Raw genomic sequence first — 21381 nt, forward strand, 5'->3', positions numbered from 1 at the left:
AGTTGCCCTAACATTGAGATAAGAAGTAATCTAATCAGTGGTTTTGAAAATTGGCAAGAACAACAAGATAATAATAGCTAACCTTAATACGCCTCAAAAATTGAATAAATTTAACCTAACCCTAGAAAGTACACCTACTGAATTTGGAAATCTTAATGAATTAGAAAGATTTCGTTTTGAGAATGGTCAACCATTTCCTACATCATACAAAGATTTTGTCCATAAGTATGGATATGGCTTAACAGCGGGGCAATTCATCATCTATATCCCTATGGATAATTATGGTGACTCATGGAATCTTAGAAGTAATTTTATCAAATCCACTTATTATAACGATGTCATTAATAATGATATCTGGTTTGATCTTAAGCCTGATGCCACTATTGAAATACTAAAACGCCTTGTACCTTTTAGTATGAGTGAGAACGGATACTACTTATTTTGGGATATTGAATCATTTACTAACAATGAATATGATATTTATATAACAGATTTTAGAGGCACAGGATTTATACATCTAGGAAGCTCCCTATATGAAGTAATAGATAAACTAACTAGTCCGATGCCTATACCTCCTTTTGCTAAGGAGGCACTTCCTTCTACATTTAGATGTTTAAGAAAAATCATCTAACATATCTACCTCCTAAACTGTAATGGATTCTTTCCTGTCTCCCGTTTAAAGAAGCGCCCCATATAAGATGGATCTTGGAAGTTTAGTTGCTCTGCTATTTGGCTAATATTTAAATCAGTATTACTTAGATAGTGTTTAATCTCAAGAATGACTTGTCGGTTGATTAATTCCTTAGGACTATAGCTAAGAAATTGTTGTGTGATTTGAGATAGATAATAAGGGCTAACACATAGTTTATCAGCGTAGAATGCAACATCCCGATGTGTCTTGGCATTATGTGTGATGAGATCCCAAAACTTCCAGCATAATTCTTCTTGTCTACTATAATGTTTTTCAAGAACTAATTCCTCGTAATTCACACGTTCTGACAAGAGCAAAAATAAACTCTGAAGTTGATTACAAATGATCCTCTTAGTATGAAGACTAGTGGAAGTCATTATATATAGAGTAAGTGATTTCCATAATTCATAATTCGTGATAGTCTCATCATTCAAATACAGTACTGGATAATAATGTAAATAACCAAAAAGCTCATTTGGCAAGATATATGCAATTTCACTAGCATAATCACGTTGAATCAAATAACTGTAAATATTTAAATCAACTGAAACATCTTTAAAAGAAACTATATTATCTTCTCCTACAACTATAAAGTTCCCCTTGTGAAGAGTATATTCCTTGAAATCAATACTTACAACAGCTGTACCAACTTCAACATAGAACAGTGCCAAATAGGGTAAAGCCAAAGGATAATCAGTTAACATCTCCTTATTCATATAACCACACTTTAGTCCAAAATCAAAAGAAACACATTCATCTAAATCCATAACAATACTTTTTATAATTACACTTTAACCAGTAGGAAAAGATACAATACATCATAATAGTTTTCAAAATTACATTTTTATCTAAAATAATCATACAACCTACCCTGACAATCTACTCTACTTTTGCTTCAGTAAATAACAAGTACTTTAGAGAACAAAGAAAGAAGTACACCAAATTAGAAGAAAATGAGACTAGAGACAGAAAGACTGATATTACGTCCTTGGGAAGAATCAGATGCAGATAGCCTATATCTATACGCAAAAGACGAAAATGTAGGTCCTCCAGCAGGATGGCCAGCACATAAAAGTGTAGAAGAAAGTAGAAAAGTAATCAAAAATGAATTTGCACATCCTGAAGTATATGCTGTTGCATTAAAAGGCACAAACGAAGCCATCGGATGCATTGGGTTACTAATTGGTGAGAACAGTAATTTTGACATTTCAGAACTAGAGGCAGAAGTTGCCTATTGGATAGGAGTGCCACATTGGGGCAAGGGATATATCCCAGAAGCGCTGACTACATTAATTAAACACGCATTCGTAGATCTAAAAATGACAGACTTATGGTGTGGATTTTATGAAGAAAACACAAAATCATTACGTGCACAATCTAAATGTGGCTTTACATTCGCTTATAAATCAGAGAACAGATATGACAAATATTTTAAAGACGATCGAATCGAAGTTATTACAAGATTAAAATATGAAGACTGGTTACAGTCTCAGAAGTAAGAGTCATCTCCTTTCTAAAATAATTGAAAGGAGATTTTCTTTATACTACAGAAGTAAATTCATTTAAGTATAAATACCGGTATATCTAAAAGCTAAAAAAACTACTACCCTTTCAATCAAAACATCATCTTCTTAAATAATTATAATTTACTAATGGTCTCAAATATAAAAAATGTAATAAAAAGTAAAAGTGCCTATTAAAACCTATAAAACAATTAAAGGGATACTATACATAACAATATTTTTTCCTATTTTTGCTTTCGTAAATTAATTACACAAAATAGAAAATTATGAGAACGATTCAATTTAGAGAGGCCGTGTGTGAAGCGATGAGCGAAGAAATGCGTCACGACGAATCAATATATTTAATAGGTGAAGAAGTAGCTGAATACAATGGTGCTTATAAAGCTTCTAAAGGTATGTTGGACGAATTCGGTCCTAAACGTGTTATAGATGCTCCGATTGCAGAGTTAGGATTTGCAGGTATTGCAGTTGGTTCTGCAATGAATGGTAACCGTCCTATCGTTGAATTTATGACTTTCAACTTCTCTTTAGTAGGAATCGACCAAATTATAAACAATGCTGCTAAGATGCGTCAGATGTCTGGTGGTCAATTTAATATTCCTATCGTATTCCGTGGTCCTACAGCTTCTGCTGGTCAATTAGGTGCAACACACTCACAAGCTTTTGAAAACTGGTTCGCTAACGTACCTGGATTAAAAGTAGTAGTTCCTTCTAACGTATATGACTGTAAAGGATTATTAAAAGCTGCTATCCGTGATAATGACCCAGTTATCTTCATGGAATCTGAGCAAATGTATGGTGATAAAGGTGAAGTACCAGAAGGTGAATACACTATCCCATTAGGTGTAGCTGATATTAAAAGAGAAGGTACAGATGTAACTATCGTATCATTCGGTAAAATTATAAAAGAAGCTTACAAAGCTGCTGATGAATTAGCACAAGAAGGGATTTCATGTGAAGTAATCGACTTACGTACTGTACGTCCATTAGATCAAGAGACAATTCTTAAATCTGTTAAGAAAACTAACCGTTTAGTTATCTTAGAAGAGGCTTGGCCATTTGGAAGTATTTCTTCGGAAATTACTTACTTTGTACAAGACCAAGCTTTTGATCACTTAGATGCTCCTATCCAAAGAATCACGACTGCTGATACACCAGCTCCGTATTCTCCAGTATTACTACAAGAGTGGCTACCAAACGCTAACGACGTAGTGAAAGCTGTAAAAAAAGTACTTTATAAGTAAAAATATACGTATATTTGAAAGACTCCATCTTATATAAGATGGAGTCTTTTTTTATGAACACTACTTTGCTATGAAAAATAAAGTTAAGTTTCTATTATTATTCTTATTCGTTACTGTGTTTAGTTGGGGACAAACTAAAGTAAGTGGAAAAATAATTGATCAAAACAATCAAGATGTCCCTTTTGCTAGCGTTTACTTCAAAAACTCTACAGATGGAGTAATTGCTAATGAGTATGGTAAGTTTTACTTAGAATCAGCTAAAACTTATGATATTCTTATTGTCTCTTTTGTAGGATACAAGACACTCGAAATACCACTTTCTGGTAGATCTAACCTAGACTTAAAAGTAGTCTTAGAAGATGATAACACCCTAGATGAAGTAAAGATCTATGCTGGTAAAACATCTAAAAAAAACAATCCTGCTTTAGATATTCTTCGTAAAATATGGGAACGCAAACGCAAGAATGGTTTGTATATGTTCGCCCAATATGAGTATGATAAATACGAAAAAGTCGAGTTTGACTTAAACAGTATTGATAGTGCTTATCAAAAGAAAAAACTATTTAAAGGAATGGAGTTTATCTTCCAACAGGTAGACACTAATCGCATCACGGGTAAGACTTATCTTCCAATATTTATCAATGAAAATATAGGGCAGGTATATGGTGATAATCAAAATAGTAGAAAGATCGAAAAAACATTAGGGAATAAAAACTCTGGTTTTGACACGAACCAACATATTATTGAGTTCGTTAAAGATCTATATGCTGAATATAACATCTACAATAACTATATCAAGATATTTGACAAAGACTTCGTAAGTCCACTATCTCGCACAGGTATTAATGTCTATAACTATGTATTAGCAGACAGTGCGTACATCGATGATAAATGGTGTTTTAATATCGTATACTATCCTAGACGTAAAGGCGAATTAACTTTCAAGGGAGACTTTTGGGTAAACGACTCTACATTTGCTATTAAGAAAATCAGTATGGAAGCAAGTAAAGATGCTAACATAAACTGGGTAAAAGAAATCTATATCGAGCAAGAATTTGATGTACTAAATGATTCTGTATTCTTATTAACTAAAGATCACTTTATGTCTGACTTTGCCCTTTCGAAAAGAGAAAAGTCTAAAGGTGTATATGGAAAACGTACTACAATAAATAAGCATCACAAATTTGATATAGAGCATCCTGATGAATTTTATCAGAAGAATGTGAATGTATATGATGAGGGTATTTACAAAAGAGATGATGACTTCTGGAAGAGCTATCGCTTTGAGTCATTAAGTAAAGATGAACTAGGTATCTATAAAATGTTAGATACATTGAAAACAGTACCGAAGTTTAAATTCTTATTTGATTTATCTTCTACTGTTGCAAGTAACTATTATAATATAGATAAATATAAATTTGACTATGGTCCTATCTTCTCTACTTTTGGATATAATGACATTGAAGGACTTCGTCTTCGTGCTGGAGGTAGAACCTATTTTGGTCCTAATGATAAATGGAGATTAGAAGGCTATGGTGCATATGGATTTAAAGACAGTCAATTCAAATATGGTATTAGTGCAAAAGTACTTCTACACAATGATAGTCGTTTAATCTTATTCGGAGGTAATCGTAGAGACATAGAACAGATAGGCGTTAGTTTAACAGAGACTAATGATGTATTAGGGCGAAGCTTTGCCTCTAACTCATTATTCGCTAGCGGAGATAATACAAAATTGACAAAAATCAACCTATCTACTGTAGGACTAGAGATAGAACCTGTAAAGAACTTAAAGTTTAGTACAGCCTTTAACTACCGAACATTGCGTTCTGCTTCAGATTTATTTAACCTAGATTACTATTTAGATAAAGAGAATAACATTATCGCTAACGAGACTAAGCAATCTGAGTTTAATCTGACTGCAGAATATACACCTAAAAGAAAAACAATCGGATATGGAGTAGATAGAACTGATGTAGACAAAAAATATCTACGTATGTTCTTAAAGTATACACAAGGATTTAAAGGAGTAATAGATAGTGACTTTGAATATCAAAAGCTACAGTTCTATGCACGAAAACCTTTATTATTAGGTGGTTTTGGTACATTGACACCAACTTTCGAAGTGGGTAAAACTTTCGGAGAAGTTCCTCTAGGATTACTAAGTGTTGTACCTGGTAACCAATCTTGGTTTAATATTGAGAATACCTTTGCAAACTTAAATTATTATGAGTTCGTAACTGATCAATATGCCTCACTACACTTAGAGCACAACTTCGGAGGGCGTCTATTCTCAAGAATACCATGGCTAAGAGACTTTAATCTACGTGAGATAGTAGGTGTACGTGGTATCTATGGGAAAATATCTCAAGAGAATATTAATCTAAATGCTTCTGATGTTATTTATAAAGCACCAACAGATGTATATTATGAATACTATGTCGGCGTTGGAAACATCTTCAAAATATTCAGATTAGACTTAAGTTGGAGAGGAAACTACTTAGATATGCCTGACGCTAGAAGATTTGCAATTAGAGGTTCATTCGGAATTTATTTCTAATAATTAATGTAAAACTTGTAATAAACAAGTAATTAGAGTACTTTTGCACTCGATTTTTAGAATTTAGATTTAAATAAAAAAACATGAATACATTCGAAACTTTTGATGCATTTGTTGAGATTCCAGCAGGTAGCAGAAACAAATATGAGTATGACTTTGATTTAAAAAGATTGCGTTTTGACCGTCTTTTATATTCAAATATGAGATATCCAGCTGATTATGGATTTATTCCAGAAACATTAGCTTTAGACGGAGATCCACTAGATGTACTTGTGATGTTCACTGAACCTTCTCTTCCAGGATTGGTAGTAGAGGTTAAACCAGTAGGTGTTTTCTACATGGCAGATGATAAAGGTCAAGATGAAAAAATCTTATGTGTACCAGTATCAGATCCTATTATGAGTGAATTAAACGACATTCAAGATGTAAATGGACACTTCAAAAAAGAAGTTGAACACTTCTTTAAAACTTACAAAGACTTAGAAAACAAAACAGTTACTACTAATGGTTTCGGAGATAAAGCAGCTGCTATCAAATTAATCAAAGAATGTACTGAACGTTTTGAAAACATAGAGAACAAAGCTGAAGGATTATTCAGTATTCGTTACTAGTAAAATATATATTACCTTAAATAGCCACTCGATGAGTGGCTATTTTTGTTTTAGACCTCATTAAGATATCTCTCTTTTAAAACGTCTAAATGATGAAGACTATGTCCATACATTAATCTTCCTATCTCTTCTACCGATACCACATAATGTGCTACTTGATTTTGTAAAGTGAGAGTCTCAGTTGTAAATCCTTTAAATTCATAGTAGACACTTCTCATTAATGACAAATACTCTTCTACCAACTCACTTGGTTCTTTCTGTTCTTCTTTTGCATAATCATTATATTGATTCTCATCGAAGCCATTAAGAGCACTTGTGTCTTGACGGGCAATATGTAATGCTCTATAACTAAAAATACGTTCACAATCTATAAGATGCTGCACAAGCTCTTTGACTGTCCACTTACCTTCTGCATAAGTATAATCCCACTTACCTTCTACTGTCACTTTCTGTAAAGTATTAGTTATAACCGCAATTCTTTCTAATAAAGCCTCTTCTACTTTAAACCCCTCAGCTCTTTTAATGTAATCTGTGTGTGCCATACCTTGTTATTATGAATTCATATTTTCTCTATTCTGTTTTAAAAGGAAACTAACATATACTGCTATAATCAAAATCAGGATGATTAAAACTCGCTTATCACTAAAGGCTAATATTTCTAGTAGTATTCCTCCATTAAACTCTTCAAAACGCTAAAATTAAATAGTTTTCAACAATTAACCCATTTTATCAACAAAAAATAAAAAGAATCATTTTAAATTTAAAAAAAGACAACTTTAACATATTGTAATTCATAAAATTTACTTAATTTTTACCTCTTAAACAACAGAGACTCGCACAAGGTCTACTAAACAACGGAAATAAAACAAACGCACACAACACACAATGGAAGAAATTATTAAACAAGTAAATAACCTAATTTGGTCTAACATTTTTATTGCACTCTGTCTATGCGCAGGACTTTACTTTACTATCACAACCAAGTTTATCCAGATAAGATACTTTGGACATATGATAAAACTACTGTTTACTGAGGGTTCCTCTGATAAAGGAGTTAGCCCATTCCAGGCATTTAGTATGGCAATAGCTGGGCGTGTAGGAGTAGGAAATATCGTAGGGGTAGCAACTGCTATCGCAGCTGGAGGACCTGGAGCTATATTTTGGATGTGGGCGATAGCATTCTTAGGTAGTGCATCAGCATTTATAGAATCAACATTAGCACAAATATATAAGGTCGATAAAAATGGACAATATGTAGGAGGTCCAGCATTCTATATCGAGCGAGGGATGAAGAACAAAGCATTCGCTTTATTCTTCTCTATTGTAACGCTTATAAGTTGTGGGTTATTTCTGCCAAGTATACAAAGTAACAGTATCGCTGTAAGTATGAATCACGCATTCTCTATACCTACTTGGGCGAGTGGAATAGCTATATGTCTATTTCTAGGGTTTTCAGTATTCGGAGGTGCCAAAAAGATGGGACTTATCGCTCAGATAGTTGTACCCTTTATGGCTACTGCTTATATCATTATGGCTATCATTATTATCGGATATCACATCCAAGATATACCAAGCGTATTTGCTCTAATTTTTAGATCAGCATTTAATCTTGAATCAGCATTCAGTGGAGTATTTGGAGCAGCGATTGCTTGGGGAGTAAAAAGAGGTATCTACTCTAACGAAGCAGGACAAGGTACAGCACCACACGCAGCTGCTGCATCCGAGACATCACATCCTGTAAAACAAGGGTTAGTACAAGCATTCTCAGTATATGTAGATACTTTATTTGTATGTACTGCTACTGCCCTAATGATTTTATTCACTAACTCATACAACGTAATTGACGGTTCAGGAAATTATATAGTAGAGCATATGCCAGGTGTAGAAGCAGGTGCAGCATATACAGTAAAAGCTGTCGCATCACACTTCCCTTTAATCGCGTCACAATTCATAGCTATAGCCTTAACATTCTTTGCTATCACTACTGCTATGTCGTATGTATTCATCGCTGAATCAAACTTCGAGTACTTAAGCAAAAAGAAAAACATCATACTAAGATGGGGTATGCGTATTATCATATTAGGAATAGTATATTTCGCCTCGATAAGCGAACCTAGTATAGCTTGGGGTATTGGAGATATAGGAGTAGGTGCTATGGCGTGGACCAATATTATCGCTATACTTATCCTTAGAAAACCAGCGATGTTAGCACTGAAAGACTATGTAAAACAACGTAATGAAGGTAAAGATCCTGTGTTCGAACCAGCTAAAATAGGAATAGAAAACGCTTCTGAAGAATGGGATAAGATAAACGAAAGACGCAAGCATAACTAAGAATCAGTTTAAAACACTGAGTATTATTAATCTTTCTTACCTTTGTACTAATTCAAAATAATAAAAATGCACTATACAATTAGACCTGCTAAAAGAGAAGATTACGATGTAGTTCCTGAATTAATGCTACAAGCAATGGAAGATATCGTTTTTACTCTTATTCAAAAAGAAGATGTAGAAGAAGCGATTAACTTTCTAACTATAATGTTCAGAAAGCCTAATAATTTATATAGTTATGAGAATACATTCGTAGCTATAGATGAAGAAGGTGATATCGTAGGTTCTGTAACAGGGTATAATGGAGATGATTATATCGCACTTAGAGAACCTGTTTTAGAAGTACTAAGACAACAATATAATAATGATATGATCCCTGAGCCCGAAACAGCAGGAGGTGAATACTACTTAGATACTGTAGCTGTATCTCCTATAGTACAAGGAAAAGGTGTCGGTAGCCATTTACTAAAATACGCAGTAGACTATGCTAAATCACAAGGACATAAACAAGTAGGTCTAATCGTAGACTTAGAAAACCCTAATGCGATGAAGTTATACACACGTTTAGGTTTTAAACAAGGTGAACAACTAGAGTTCGTAGGTGGTGATTACTACCATATGTATATATAACACATTAATCCTGAGTATAGCTACTCAGGATTTTTTATTTATAAAACACTCTAATACTATTAACTATTTAAGCCATATATCTACTAATAACAACCAATCACATATTCATTGAAATGCTATTCTCTTTTAAAAAAGCAGATATTCGCTAATTTGACGATAATCGGAAGTAACCAATTGGCTTTTAATAATTATATTTGTCCAAAATATAATACAATGTCAAAAAATATAACTCCATACGAAGGATCTGAATTAGGTAAGAAGCAACAAGTAGAACAAATGTTTGATACTATTTCGGGTAACTATGATAGCCTAAATAGAATGATTACTTTTGGTACAGATCAAGGGTGGAGAAGAAAAGTATTGAAATTAGTATCTGAACAAAAACCAAATACTATACTAGACATTGCGACAGGTACAGGAGATTTAGCTATTCTACTTTCTAAGACAGACGCACCTAAAATAACAGGACTTGACTTATCTGCAGGGATGTTAGAAGTAGGAAAACAAAAAATAAAAGCATTAAACTTAGAGAATAGAATCGATATGGTACAAGGTGACTCAGAAAACCTACCTTTCGAAGACAACTCTTTTGATGCAATTACAGTAGGTTTTGGTATTAGAAACTTTGAGAATTTAGAGAAAGGATTATCTGAAATATTACGCGTTCTTAAACCAGGAGGTATCTTTGTTATATTAGAGACATCTGTTCCTACTAAATTTCCATTTAAACAAGGTTACTTCTTTTATACACAGAATGTAATGCCATTTATGGGAAAACTGTTCTCTAAAGACCAAAAAGCATATAAGTATTTGTCTGATTCTGCTAAAAATTTCCCTTTTGGAGAAGCTTTAAACAATATTTTAAGAAAAGTTGGGTTTAAAGATGTAAAGCATCTTCCTCAGACAATGGGAATTGCTACTATTTATTCATCTTCGAAATAATATGAAAAGACTAATTGTATTTATTATAATCCTATTCGCTAGCTCTCATTCTTATGGGCAATGGATATTTGGAAAGAACCCTTTGCTTAATAAAAGAGATTGGGACAAACAACGTGTGCATTGGGGCTACTATCTAGGATTTAATTCTTACAATTATAAATTCAATTACGACGCTGCTTATTATCAGAAGATACAAGAGCTCAAAGAAAAATATCCAAATGACTATACTGAGCTACAAGTTAAGTCTTCTATAGGTTTTAGCGTTGGTCTTGTCGGAAACTTGCGTTTAATGGAATATTTAGATTTGCGTTTTGAACCAGGTCTAACGTATGCCAAACGTGAACTATCGTTTCCAAGAGCATTAATCTATGATTATTATGCTACTAAGCACGAGAACCTTGATCCATCTCAATATGAATTAAATAGTTCATCTATAAAATCTACGAGTGCAACGTACTTGCACTTTCCTTTACTTTTAAAATTCTCAGCATTGAGAACAGGTAATATTAGACCCTATGTAGTAGGTGGTGTATCACTAGACTTAAACTTAGGGGCTAATAATAAAGCTGATGGTGATAACTATGAAGGAATATGGAGAGTAGAGAAACTAACAACTAACTACGAAGTCGGTGTCGGAGTAGACTTTTACTTTGAGTACTTTAAATTCTCGCCTTCTATACGTGGTGTATTTGGAATCAATGATGAATTGATAAGAGATAAGAGTACTGATAGTCCATGGACAGGAAATATAGAATCTATGAAGTCTAGAGGTATATTCGTCAACTTCACATTCCACTAAGAAATATATAAATACATATAAACTAAAAAAGGGGTATCTGATCAGATATCCCTTTTTTAGTTTAAGTACATTGAGGTATTTGTACGGATTCTGTGCATGTCTCTTGCTGAAGTAAGCCTCCTGAGCAGGAAACGCTCAATAAATCTGCTCTAAATTCAACATACACCGCAAGATAGAAATTCATAGCACAGTCGTTTTAAATCATCACTGATTCAGTACGAATCCATTTAAATCTTAACTCCTAAAAGCAAAAAGCATAGACACCTAACCTTGATATCTACTACAAATCCGAAGTAATGATGGAATAATGATAGCAGTATGGTAGCATAATGGTCGCATCAAAAAAGAGCTAAACTATGCGACCACTATGCGATCACTATGCGACCATTATGCGACCACTGCCATTTTTTTGGTCAGAAAATCACTAGATTTTAGATATATAAAGACTTAATCAGCGCTATACCTCCTAATAAAAAATGTGTTTACTCACCACAGATAACTACTGTAATGAATAAACACATTTTTTAGTACTTCTGAAAAAGAAATTATCTAGCTAACGTGAGTTTTAAAAATTATGTCTTCTAAATTCACTCAAAACTATAGAGGCAGCCATCGCTACATTCAGACTTTCTGTTTGTTGTAAATTTCCATAACGTGGTATAGCAATCTTCTCTGTTACTAATTCTTCGATCTCTTTAGAGATACCGTTCGCTTCATTTCCCATCACTATGATACCGTGATTAACTATATTCTTCTGATAGATATTCTCACCATCCATAAATGTACCATATACTGGTACTTCTCCTCCATCAAGTATTAACGTAGGTAAATCTCCATAGACAATATTAACTCTAGAGATAGACCCCATCGTCGCCTGTACTACTTTGGGGTTGTAAACATCCACAGTTTCGTTAGTACATATAATATTTTTTATACCAAACCAATCACATAGTCTAATAATAGTCCCTAAGTTTCCTGGATCGCGAATATCATCTAGTGCCACTATCAGATCACTATAATCTACTTGTTGCTCATTTGCACACTTAAATATGGCTAGGCAATTAGAGGTAGTACTTAAAGCTGACATCTTATTTAGATCGTCATTACTCACTAATGTAAGCTGTGAAGTTGGCACACCAAAATCAAGCTCTTCGGTGCAATAGATATGTTGTAAAACCAAAGAAGATTTTACTAATTCACTGATTACTTTAACACCCTCTGCAATAAAAAGTTGATGCTCTTTTCTATATTTTTTTTGATGTAAACTCTTAATTAATTTGATTTGGTTTTTCGTAACCATAAAAAACTGTATTTTTGACTGATAATTGACTATACTACTTTGAGCAGATTTTTACCAAAAATACTACTAATTCTATTAATGGGCATAAGTTTTTTTTCTTGCTCTATAACAGAGCAAGTGCCGAATGACCGAGCGCTTTTAATAGATAATACCATTCTTGAAAATGGTAAAAAAACTTCTAAAGAAGAGGTTATAGCGCAGCTATACCAACACCCCAACAGTACTTTTCCGATGACGAATATGAGACTTCGTCTATATTTGTACAACTTAGCTAAGCCTAATGCTGATTCTTTATACCACATTTGGTTAAAGAATAATCCAGGTAAAGAAAAGACTCTAACAAGTATATTATCTAAGAAACAAGTAAATCGCTTAGGGGAATCATTCGTTATATCTGGTATTAATAACTTCTTATTAAAAACAGGAGAAGCACCTGTATTATATGATTCACTAAGAACTAATAAATCACTTACTCGTCTTAAGAATTACTATTTTAACAAAGGATACTTTGATACAAAGATTACTACACACTTAGATACAACGGGTATTAAAAAAGTAAAAAACACATACCAAGTATCTACAGGTGAACCTTATGTAATAGACAGTATTAGTACTAATATCACAACAAAAGAGTTAGAGGATCTTTACAAAACATCTTCATCTAAGAGTAAAATCAAAGAGAATACAGTCTTTGATGTAAAAAACTTCGAAGAAGAAAGAAAAAGACTTGCAACAGAATTTAGAAACAATGGAGCATATTACTTCCAAGAACTAAATATTCGATATGAAGTAGATACAGTACTAAATAAAAAGAATAAGGCTAATATAGAACTTATAGTAGACCCTAGAACTGTCAAATCAGGAGACACACTAATACAAGTTCCTTTTAAAATATATAAAATCAGTGATGTAAATATCTTCACTGATAGCAGCTCTAAAAATAAAGAGATAGCTTTAGATAGCATCCAATATAATGACTTTAACATCTATAGTTCTACCAAGTTACAGTATAAACCTAAAGCTCTAACTGATGCTATTTTCATAACGAAGAATAGTACTTTTAGTGATTTTAGACGTGTACTAACATCTAGATCTATTAGTAATCTACGTATGTTTAACTATCCAGTGATAGAATACATCGAAGATAAAAGAGATAGTACAGGCCAGTCTCTAATCAGTAACATTTATCTTACCTCACGCAAGAAGATGACGTTTAATCCATCTTTAGATGTGTCTCATTCTAATATCCAAGATTTTGGAATTGGAGGAAGTGTAGGGTTATTGTTCCGAAACGTATTCAAGGGAGCAGAGATACTAGAGATCAACCTAAAAGGATCGATGGGGTCTTCACGTCAAATGAGTAATCCTAATGATGTATTCTTTAATGTGACAGAATACGGAGGAGATGTAAAACTTACTTTCCCAAGACTATTATTTCCAATACGTACAGAAAGCTGGATACCTAAGAGTATGCTACCAACTACATCAATGAGTATAGGTCATACTAAACAACGTAATATTGGTTTAGATAAGAACAGCTTCACTGCTATCATTAACTACACTTGGTTACCATCAAGAAGAAACAACTTTAGTGTAGATTTAGCTAATATACAATACATTAGAAACACCAATCCTAATAATTATTTTAGTGTATACAAATCATCTTATAAGAGGTTAAATGATATATCTAAGAATTATCACGATGTGAATACAGAATACTATGATGAAAATGGAGACTTAACAATCTCTAATGGTGGAAGTAATCTATTCATAAAAGATGCTTTAAACCCTGCCAATCCACTAGGTATTAATCAACAAGACCACAAGGAAATTAGCAGTATCGAAGAACGTCGTATTCGTCTATCCGAGAACAACTTAATTATAGCAAGCAATATCACCTTTACTAATACTACGCGTACTAATATCACTGATAATGAATTCTATACATTAAAAGCTAAAGTAGAATCAGCAGGAGGATTGATGAATTTACTTATGAATAGTACAAGTTCTAAAATAGGCCCTACAGGTAAAAAGACTATAATGGATGTGGAGTTCTCACAGTACCTAAAGACAGAAGTAGATTATGTTAAATACTGGGATTTAGGAAAGAAAAGAGTAATCGCTATACGTGCATTCGCTGGATTAGCTATTCCTTATGGCAATTCAAGTTCGATACCATTCTCTAGAAGTTACTACTCGGGAGGGTCAAATGATAACCGTGGATGGCAATCATATAGATTAGGTCCGGGAAGAAGTGGCGGGATAAATGACTTTAACGAAGCGAATATGAAGCTGTTTTTTAGTTCAGAATATCGTTTTAACTTAGGTGGAAAATGGTATGGAGCATTATTTGTTGATGCTTCTAATGTTTGGAATGTATTTGATGATATCAAAGATGATAATTATACATTCAATGGTGTTTCTTCATTAAAAGACTTAGCAGTAGCATCAGGACTAGGACTTAGATATGACTTCAGTTTCTTTGTTTTTAGATTAGATATGGGATTCAAAACATATAATCCTTCACAAGATAAGAGTCAAAAATGGTTCAAGGAGTTTAACTTCAAAGAAGCAGTGATGAACGTTGGTATTAATTATCCGTTCTAATTCAAATAATAATTAGTATTTTTGTACAAAATTAAAACACACAACTATGGCTCATAATATTAAACCAGGAGTTGCATTTGGAGATCAAGTGCAAGAGATTTTTAAGTTTGCAAAAGAGCGCGGGTTTGCTTTACCTGCTGTTAATGTAACAAGTTCTAGTACTATCAATGCTGTACTAGAAACTGCAGCTAAACTAAACTCACCAGTAATTATTCAATTCTCTAATGGAGGTGCTTCATTCATGGCAGGAAAAGGATTATCTAATGATAATCAAAAATCAGCTATCATAGGAGCTATCGCAGGAGCAAAACTTGTACATACATTAGCAGAAGCTTATGGAGTAGCTGTTATCTTACATACTGACCACTGTGCAAAAAAACTTTTGCCTTGGATTGATGGATTGTTAGTAGCAGGAGAAGAACACATGAAACAATATGGTAAACCTCTATTCAGTTCACATATGATTGACTTATCAGAGGAGCCTATTAAAGAAAATATAGAGATTTCTAAAACATACTTAGAGCGTATGGACAAACTAGGTATGACACTAGAAATCGAATTAGGAATTACAGGAGGTGAAGAAGATGGTGTTGATAATACAGATGTTGATTCATCAAGATTATATACACAACCAGAGGAAGTAGACTATGCTTACGAAGAATTATCTAAAGTAAGTAATAGATTCACAATAGCAGCTTCATTTGGTAACGTACATGGTGTTTATAAACCAGGTAACGTAAAACTAACACCAGTTATCCTTAAAAATTCTCAAGAATATGTTGCTAAGAAACATAACTTAGGGAATAACCCAGTAGATTTCGTATTCCACGGAGGATCTGGTTCTACAGTAGAAGAAATCAGAGAAGCGATAGGTTACGGTGTAATCAAAATGAATATTGATACAGATACTCAGTTTGCTTATACAGAAGGAATCAGAGACTATATGGTATCAAAAATAGACTATTTAAAAACTCAAATAGGTAATCCAGAAGGATCAGACGTTCCTAACAAGAAATTCTACGATCCTAGAACATGGGTTAGACAAGGAGAATTAACTTTAATCGCTCGATTAGAACAAGCATTCGAAGATTTAAACAACGTAAACACGTTATAATTCCCCCCTTGCTTTCAAATTAGTATAAACAAAAGAAACATTTTATGGCTTGGTTTAAAAGGAAAGAAAAAGGTATTCAGACGCCAACAGAAGACAAAAAAGATATTCCAAAAGGATTATGGTATAAATCACCAACAGGAAAAATAATTGATCAAGATCAGTTAGAACAAAATTTATGGGTAAGTCCAGAAGATGGATATCACGTTCGTATTGGTAGTAAAGAGTATTTTGAGATTCTTTTTGACAACAACGACTACAAAGAAATAGCCAAAAGCCTTTCTTCAAAAGATATTTTAAAATTTGAAGATACTAAAAAGTATGTAGATCGTCTAAAAGAAGCAATGACTAAAACACAATTAAAAGATGCTGTTAGAGTCGCTGTTGGTCAATCAAAAGGAGAAAAATTAGTAGTAGCGGCAATGGACTTTGCTTTTATTGGAGGTTCTATGGGATCTGTAGTAGGAGAAAAAATAGCACGTGGAATAGACTACTCACTAAAAAATAACATACCATTCTTAATGATTTCAAAATCAGGAGGAGCTCGTATGATGGAGGCAGGTTTTTCGTTAATGCAAATGGCAAAAACATCTGCTAAATTAGCTCAATTAAGTGATGCTAAGATTCCATACATATCATTATGTACAGATCCTACTACTGGTGGTATTTCTGCTTCTTTCGCTATGTTAGGAGATATAAACATAGCTGAACCAGGTGCATTAATTGGTTTCGCAGGACCTCGTATTGTAAAAGATACGACTGGTAAAGATTTACCAGAAGGATTCCAAACTTCTGAATTCTTATTAGAGCATGGTTTCTTAGATTTTATCACACACAGAAAAGATCTAAAAAAGAATGTAAATCAATACTTAGATTTAATCTTAAATAGACCTATGAGATAATTTATCTTATAGATTAAAATATAAAAAAGGATGTTAGTTTATCAACTAACATCCTTTTTTCATTGTATATACTGAGAGCTACCCTCCCATTCTAATTGCTTCTACAGGATCTAACTTAGCTGCTGAACGCGCAGGTAAATAACCCGAAAGCATACCTATAAAAACAGACAAAGTCAATCCTACCCCTATATTAGACAAACTAAGTACAAATTGAAAATCTAAAAGAGAGCTAACTATTATACTTATCCCCCATACCATAATAATCCCCACAAGACCACCTATTAATGCTAAGATTATTGCTTCAAATAAAAATTGAAAAAGAATAAAATTACTCTTTGCTCCAATTGCCTTTTGAACACCTATTAAATGCGTTCTTTCTTTGACTGAAACAAACATAATATTCGCAATACCGAACCCTCCTACAAGCAACGAAAAACCACTTATAATCCATCCTACGATATTCATCTGCCCAATGATTTTCTCAATCATATCCATCATACCTCCAAAAACATTGACAAAAAAGTTACTTTCATCACTTTCCTTTAGCCCTCTAAACAAACGCAGCTTAGCAGTAATCTCATCTTCAAAGTGCTTTATATCCACTTCTCTATTCGGTTTTAATATAACTACTGTAGTTGATACAAGGCTATTATCTCCGAACATTTGCCTCATAATATTAACAGGCATATAAACACTTTCATCTTGATTACCACCTATACTAATAGAACCCTGTTTCTCAATAACACCAATAACAGTAAATCTCTTTCCATAAAGACGCACAACCTGTCCCACTGGATTTAAGCCATTAAAAAGAGTATTGGCTACTTCATGTCCTATTACAACAACAGGAACCCCATTAACTGACTCCGATTCATTAAAAAAACGACCATTAACTATCTTTACATTATCTAAATATTGCATATCAGAAGAACAAGGTCGCATCACAACTTCAGCATAATTTGCCCCATATTTCATCTGTTCAGATTTAGTAAAATAATTAAATGATGCATATTCGACTCCAGTAAGATTACGCTTTAAATAATCATATTCCTCATACTTCATTTTAGGATACTGATCAGACTTCCATTTAGGGATCTCACTAGGGCCAAAAGAATGATTAAACACATAAATCATATTGCGATCAAAACCGCTTAATTCACTCTTAATATTCCTATCCATAGAATCTACGGCAGCTAAAACAGCTATTATCGAAAATATTCCAACTGTAACACCTAAAAAAGAGAGTGCTGTGCGTAGTTTATTCATTCGCAATGCATTTATTGCAAAACTAAAACTAGTCGATAAGAGTCTTAAGTATACAATCATAACAGATAGTAAGAGTTATTTTTAATTACCAATAACAAGCTATTATGAAGCCACAATATTCTTAATCATCAGATTTAGTTCTAAATTAAACATAATTAGAAAAAAATAAAAATATTCCATAAAACTTATGAATTAAACTTTATTAATACACCCACAATAGTTACTTTTGCCCATTGACAAAAAACACAACATGAGCACAACTAAAAAAATTCAATCAGCACTAATTTCTGTATTTGATAAAAACGGATTAGAGCCAATCGTAAAAGAGTTACACAAGCACAATGTAACTATCTATTCTACTGGTGGAACAGAGACATTCATTAAAGAATTAAATATCCCTGTAGTAGCAGTAGAAGATGTAACATCTTACCCATCTATACTAGGTGGAAGAGTAAAAACATTACACCCAAAAATATTTGGAGGTATTCTTAACAGACAAGATCATGAAGGTGATATTGCACAGATGAAAGAATACGAAATCCCACAAATAGATCTAGTAATTGTAGATTTATATCCATTCGAAAATACAGTAGCTTCTGGAGCACCAGAGGCTGACATCATAGAGAAAATAGATATCGGTGGTATTTCTCTTATTAGAGCAGCTGCTAAAAACTTTAAAGATACTGTTATCGTAGCTTCAGTAAATGAATACGAATTATTCTTAGAGATGCTAACTGGTAATAATGGATCAACTACATTAGAGAACAGAAGATTACTTGCTACTAAAGCATTTCATGTATCTTCACATTATGATGGAGCAATATTCAATTACTTCAATACAGATGAAACTGTATTAAAAATAAGCCATGCGAATGGTAATGAACTTAGATATGGAGAAAATCCACATCAAAAAGGGCATTTCTTTGGAAGCTTTGATAGCTTATTTGACAAACTTCATGGAAAAGAGCTTTCTTACAACAACTTACTTGATGTAGATGCTGCGGTAAACTTAATGAATGAATTTAAGAATGAAGCCCCTACATTTGCTATCTTAAAGCACAACAATGCATGTGGTGTTGCACAAAGAAGCACAATGAAAGAAGCATACCTTGATGCATTAGCAGGTGATCCTACTTCTGCTTTCGGAGGAGTTCTAATCGCAAATGGTAAGATTGACGTAGCAACAGCAGAAGAAATCAACAAATTATTCTGTGAAGTTGTTATTGCGCCAAGTTATGATACTGAAGCAATTGAGATTTTAAAAGAAAAGAAAAACAGAATAATCTTAGTAATAAAAGAAACTGAATTACCTACAAAACAAGTACGTACTTGTCTTAATGGAATTTTAGTTCAAGATAAAGACAATATTACAGACAATAAAAGCTTACTAACAAACGTTACAAAATTATCACCTTCTGATAAAGAATTAGATGATTTATTGTTTGCTTCTAAAATCTGTAAACACACAAAATCTAACACAATCGTTTTAGTTAAAGATGGACAACTATGTGCTTCTGGAACTGGACAGACATCACGTGTAGATGCTTTACGTCAAGCTATCGAAAAAGCTGTTTCGTTTAATATGGAATTAAAAGGTTCAGTAATGGCAAGTGATGCCTTCTTCCCTTTTCCTGACTGTGTAGAAATTGCACATAATGCAGGAATTGCAGCAGTTATACAGCCTGGAGGTTCTATTAAAGATGATTTAAGTATCAATTATTGTAATGAAAATAATATTGCGATGGTTTGTACAGGAATTCGTCATTTTAAACATTAATTTATTACTTTTGTAACGCATTAAAATATTAACTATAAAAGCCTTTTAATTATATGGGATTTTTTGATTTTATGACAGAGGATATCGCTATCGATTTAGGAACAGCGAATACCCTTATCATTCATGGAGGAAAAGTCGTAGTAGACAATCCTTCTATTGTAGCCCGAGATAGAACTACGGGTAAAATAATAGCAGTCGGTAAAGAAGCGAGCTTAATGCAGGGGAAGACACATGGTAATATCAAAACAATCCGTCCATTAAAAGATGGAGTTATTGCTGATTTTGATGCTTCAGAGAAAATGATAAGCCTTTTTATCAAGAGCATCCCTGCACTAAGAAAAAAAATGTTTACACCTGCATTACGTATGATTGTTTGTATTCCTTCTGGAATCACAGAAGTGGAAATGCGTGCTGTAAAAGAATCTTGTGAGCGTGTGAATGGTAAAGAGGTTTACCTTATACACGAACCTATGTCTGCTGCTATCGGTATCGGAGTAGATATCATGCAACCAAAAGGAAACATGATTGTAGATATCGGAGGTGGTACAACAGAAATTGCTGTTATCGCATTAGGTGGTATCGTATGTGATAAATCTGTAAAAATCGCTGGTGATGTATTCACTAACGATATTATCTATTATATGCGTACTCAACACAACTTATTCGTTGGAGAAAGTACTGCTGAGAAAATTAAAATACAAATCGGAGCTGCAACTGAAGACTTAGAAACTCCTCCAGAAGATATGTTAGTACAAGGTCGTGACCTTTTAACAGGTAAACCAAAACAGGTAACTGTTTCGTACAGAGAGATTGCTAAAGCATTAGATAAATCTATACAACGTGTGGAAGATGCTGTAATGGAAACATTATCTCAAACTCCTCCTGAATTAGCTGCTGATATCTACAATACTGGTATTTATTTAGCAGGTGGTGGTTCTATGCTTAGAGGATTAGACAAACGTATTTCTCAAAAAACAGATCTACCTGTATACATTGCAGAGGATCCATTAAGAGCAGTCGTTAGAGGTACTGGTCTAGCAATCAAAAACATAGAAAAATACAAAAGTGTTTTGATTAAATAAAATAA

18 protein-coding genes are annotated in these 21381 nt (G+C 33.3%); 14 read left to right on the forward strand and 4 right to left on the reverse strand.

What is annotated here, in order from left to right; translation table 11 throughout:
- Positions 1–100: 100 nt before the first annotated feature.
- The gene (locus CF599_RS15205) at positions 101–631 is read left to right on the forward strand and encodes an SMI1/KNR4 family protein (protein ID WP_121966876.1); all 531 of its coding nucleotides are present in this window, start codon (positions 101–103) and stop codon (positions 629–631) included.
- A 5-nt stretch (positions 632–636) separates the two neighbouring features.
- Here the strand turns inward: CF599_RS15205 and CF599_RS15210 are convergent, their stop codons facing one another.
- Complete coding sequence (locus CF599_RS15210) at positions 637–1458, reverse strand: AraC family transcriptional regulator (RefSeq protein WP_254050328.1); 822 nt, start codon at positions 1456–1458, stop codon at positions 637–639.
- Between the two features lie 186 nt (positions 1459–1644).
- Between CF599_RS15210 and CF599_RS15215 the strand changes: the two genes are divergently transcribed.
- The 4 genes from CF599_RS15215 (at position 1645) to CF599_RS15230 (ending at position 6629) form a co-directional block, all read left to right on the forward strand.
- The gene (locus CF599_RS15215; RefSeq protein WP_121966852.1) at positions 1645–2190 is read left to right on the forward strand and encodes a GNAT family N-acetyltransferase; all 546 of its coding nucleotides are present in this window, start codon (positions 1645–1647) and stop codon (positions 2188–2190) included.
- A 290-nt stretch (positions 2191–2480) separates the two neighbouring features.
- Complete coding sequence (locus CF599_RS15220) at positions 2481–3458, forward strand: pyruvate dehydrogenase complex E1 component subunit beta (protein ID WP_121966853.1); 978 nt, start codon at positions 2481–2483, stop codon at positions 3456–3458.
- A 70-nt stretch (positions 3459–3528) separates the two neighbouring features.
- Positions 3529–6018 (forward strand): DUF5686 and carboxypeptidase-like regulatory domain-containing protein, encoded by a 2490-nt coding sequence (locus CF599_RS15225; protein WP_121966854.1) that lies wholly within the window; start codon positions 3529–3531, stop codon positions 6016–6018.
- A gap of 83 nt (positions 6019–6101) precedes the next feature.
- The gene (locus CF599_RS15230; protein ID WP_121966855.1) at positions 6102–6629 is read left to right on the forward strand and encodes an inorganic diphosphatase; all 528 of its coding nucleotides are present in this window, start codon (positions 6102–6104) and stop codon (positions 6627–6629) included.
- 50 nt (positions 6630–6679) lie between these two features.
- Here CF599_RS15230 and CF599_RS15235 read toward each other — a convergent pair whose 3' ends face one another.
- Positions 6680–7171: a DinB family protein gene (locus tag CF599_RS15235; RefSeq protein ID WP_121966856.1), complete on the reverse strand. Its 492-nt coding sequence runs from the start codon at positions 7169–7171 to the stop codon at positions 6680–6682.
- A gap of 343 nt (positions 7172–7514) precedes the next feature.
- Here CF599_RS15235 and CF599_RS15240 point away from each other — a divergent pair, with 343 nt between their 5' ends.
- The 4 genes from CF599_RS15240 to CF599_RS15255 all read left to right on the forward strand — a co-directional run bounded on the left by CF599_RS15240 (position 7515) and on the right by CF599_RS15255 (position 11331).
- Positions 7515–8963, forward strand: coding sequence for a sodium:alanine symporter family protein (locus tag CF599_RS15240; RefSeq protein WP_121966857.1), 1449 nt, complete (start codon positions 7515–7517; stop codon positions 8961–8963).
- Between the two features lie 66 nt (positions 8964–9029).
- Positions 9030–9590, forward strand: a complete 561-nt coding sequence (locus CF599_RS15245) for a GNAT family N-acetyltransferase (RefSeq protein WP_121966858.1) — start codon at positions 9030–9032, stop codon at positions 9588–9590.
- A 213-nt stretch (positions 9591–9803) separates the two neighbouring features.
- Complete coding sequence (gene ubiE, locus CF599_RS15250) at positions 9804–10532, forward strand: bifunctional demethylmenaquinone methyltransferase/2-methoxy-6-polyprenyl-1,4-benzoquinol methylase UbiE (RefSeq protein ID WP_121966859.1); 729 nt, start codon at positions 9804–9806, stop codon at positions 10530–10532.
- A 1-nt stretch (position 10533) separates the two neighbouring features.
- The gene (locus CF599_RS15255; protein WP_121966860.1) at positions 10534–11331 is read left to right on the forward strand and encodes a porin family protein; all 798 of its coding nucleotides are present in this window, start codon (positions 10534–10536) and stop codon (positions 11329–11331) included.
- A 565-nt stretch (positions 11332–11896) separates the two neighbouring features.
- On the opposite strand, the gene CF599_RS15260 is transcribed toward CF599_RS15255, so the two are convergent.
- A complete protein-coding gene (locus tag CF599_RS15260; protein WP_121966861.1) occupies positions 11897–12631 on the reverse strand; it encodes an RNA methyltransferase in 735 nt (244 codons plus the stop codon).
- Between the two features lie 78 nt (positions 12632–12709).
- On the opposite strand from CF599_RS15260, the gene CF599_RS15265 reads away from it, so the two are divergent.
- From CF599_RS15265 to accD, 3 genes are read left to right on the forward strand one after another with little or no spacing between them, the layout of a single operon-like run.
- Positions 12710–15238, forward strand: coding sequence for a BamA/TamA family outer membrane protein (locus CF599_RS15265; RefSeq protein ID WP_121966862.1), 2529 nt, complete (start codon positions 12710–12712; stop codon positions 15236–15238).
- Between the two features lie 46 nt (positions 15239–15284).
- Positions 15285–16352, forward strand: coding sequence for a class II fructose-bisphosphate aldolase (gene fbaA / locus CF599_RS15270; RefSeq protein ID WP_121966863.1), 1068 nt, complete (start codon positions 15285–15287; stop codon positions 16350–16352).
- A 44-nt stretch (positions 16353–16396) separates the two neighbouring features.
- Positions 16397–17251, forward strand: a complete 855-nt coding sequence (gene accD / locus CF599_RS15275; protein WP_121966864.1) for an acetyl-CoA carboxylase, carboxyltransferase subunit beta — start codon at positions 16397–16399, stop codon at positions 17249–17251.
- Between the two features lie 78 nt (positions 17252–17329).
- Here accD and CF599_RS15280 read toward each other — a convergent pair whose 3' ends face one another.
- Positions 17330–18577, reverse strand: a complete 1248-nt coding sequence (locus CF599_RS15280) for an ABC transporter permease (RefSeq protein WP_121966865.1) — start codon at positions 18575–18577, stop codon at positions 17330–17332.
- Positions 18578–18767: 190 nt separating this feature from the next.
- On the opposite strand from CF599_RS15280, the gene purH reads away from it, so the two are divergent.
- A complete protein-coding gene (purH, locus tag CF599_RS15285) occupies positions 18768–20294 on the forward strand; it encodes a bifunctional phosphoribosylaminoimidazolecarboxamide formyltransferase/IMP cyclohydrolase (protein WP_121966866.1) in 1527 nt (508 codons plus the stop codon).
- A gap of 53 nt (positions 20295–20347) precedes the next feature.
- On the forward strand, positions 20348–21376 hold the full coding sequence (locus tag CF599_RS15290; protein ID WP_121966867.1) for a rod shape-determining protein: 1029 nt from the start codon (positions 20348–20350) through the stop codon (positions 21374–21376).
- The last annotated feature ends 5 nt before the right edge of the window (positions 21377–21381 follow it).

It is taken from the genome of Myroides sp. N17-2 (assembly GCF_002286775.1).
Lineage (GTDB): Bacteria > Bacteroidota > Bacteroidia > Flavobacteriales > Flavobacteriaceae > Flavobacterium.

Excerpts from the sequence above, each read along its gene's own strand:
- CF599_RS15210 (WP_254050328.1), bottom strand. The coding sequence starts at position 1,458 with ATGGATTTAGATGAATGTGTTTCTTTTGATTTTGGACTAAAGTGTGGT.
- CF599_RS15215 (WP_121966852.1), top strand. The coding sequence starts at position 1,645 with ATGAGACTAGAGACAGAAAGACTGATATTACGTCCTTGGGAAGAATCA.
- CF599_RS15220 (WP_121966853.1), top strand. The coding sequence starts at position 2,481 with ATGAGAACGATTCAATTTAGAGAGGCCGTGTGTGAAGCGATGAGCGAA.
- CF599_RS15225 (WP_121966854.1), top strand. The coding sequence starts at position 3,529 with ATGAAAAATAAAGTTAAGTTTCTATTATTATTCTTATTCGTTACTGTG.
- CF599_RS15230 (WP_121966855.1), top strand. The coding sequence starts at position 6,102 with ATGAATACATTCGAAACTTTTGATGCATTTGTTGAGATTCCAGCAGGT.
- CF599_RS15235 (WP_121966856.1), bottom strand. The coding sequence starts at position 7,171 with ATGGCACACACAGATTACATTAAAAGAGCTGAGGGGTTTAAAGTAGAA.
- CF599_RS15240 (WP_121966857.1), top strand. The coding sequence starts at position 7,515 with ATGGAAGAAATTATTAAACAAGTAAATAACCTAATTTGGTCTAACATT.
- CF599_RS15245 (WP_121966858.1), top strand. The coding sequence starts at position 9,030 with ATGCACTATACAATTAGACCTGCTAAAAGAGAAGATTACGATGTAGTT.
- ubiE (WP_121966859.1), top strand. The coding sequence starts at position 9,804 with ATGTCAAAAAATATAACTCCATACGAAGGATCTGAATTAGGTAAGAAG.
- CF599_RS15255 (WP_121966860.1), top strand. The coding sequence starts at position 10,534 with ATGAAAAGACTAATTGTATTTATTATAATCCTATTCGCTAGCTCTCAT.
- CF599_RS15260 (WP_121966861.1), bottom strand. The coding sequence starts at position 12,631 with ATGGTTACGAAAAACCAAATCAAATTAATTAAGAGTTTACATCAAAAA.
- CF599_RS15265 (WP_121966862.1), top strand. The coding sequence starts at position 12,710 with ATGGGCATAAGTTTTTTTTCTTGCTCTATAACAGAGCAAGTGCCGAAT.
- fbaA (WP_121966863.1), top strand. The coding sequence starts at position 15,285 with ATGGCTCATAATATTAAACCAGGAGTTGCATTTGGAGATCAAGTGCAA.
- accD (WP_121966864.1), top strand. The coding sequence starts at position 16,397 with ATGGCTTGGTTTAAAAGGAAAGAAAAAGGTATTCAGACGCCAACAGAA.
- CF599_RS15280 (WP_121966865.1), bottom strand. The coding sequence starts at position 18,577 with ATGATTGTATACTTAAGACTCTTATCGACTAGTTTTAGTTTTGCAATA.
- purH (WP_121966866.1), top strand. The coding sequence starts at position 18,768 with ATGAGCACAACTAAAAAAATTCAATCAGCACTAATTTCTGTATTTGAT.
- CF599_RS15290 (WP_121966867.1), top strand. The coding sequence starts at position 20,348 with ATGGGATTTTTTGATTTTATGACAGAGGATATCGCTATCGATTTAGGA.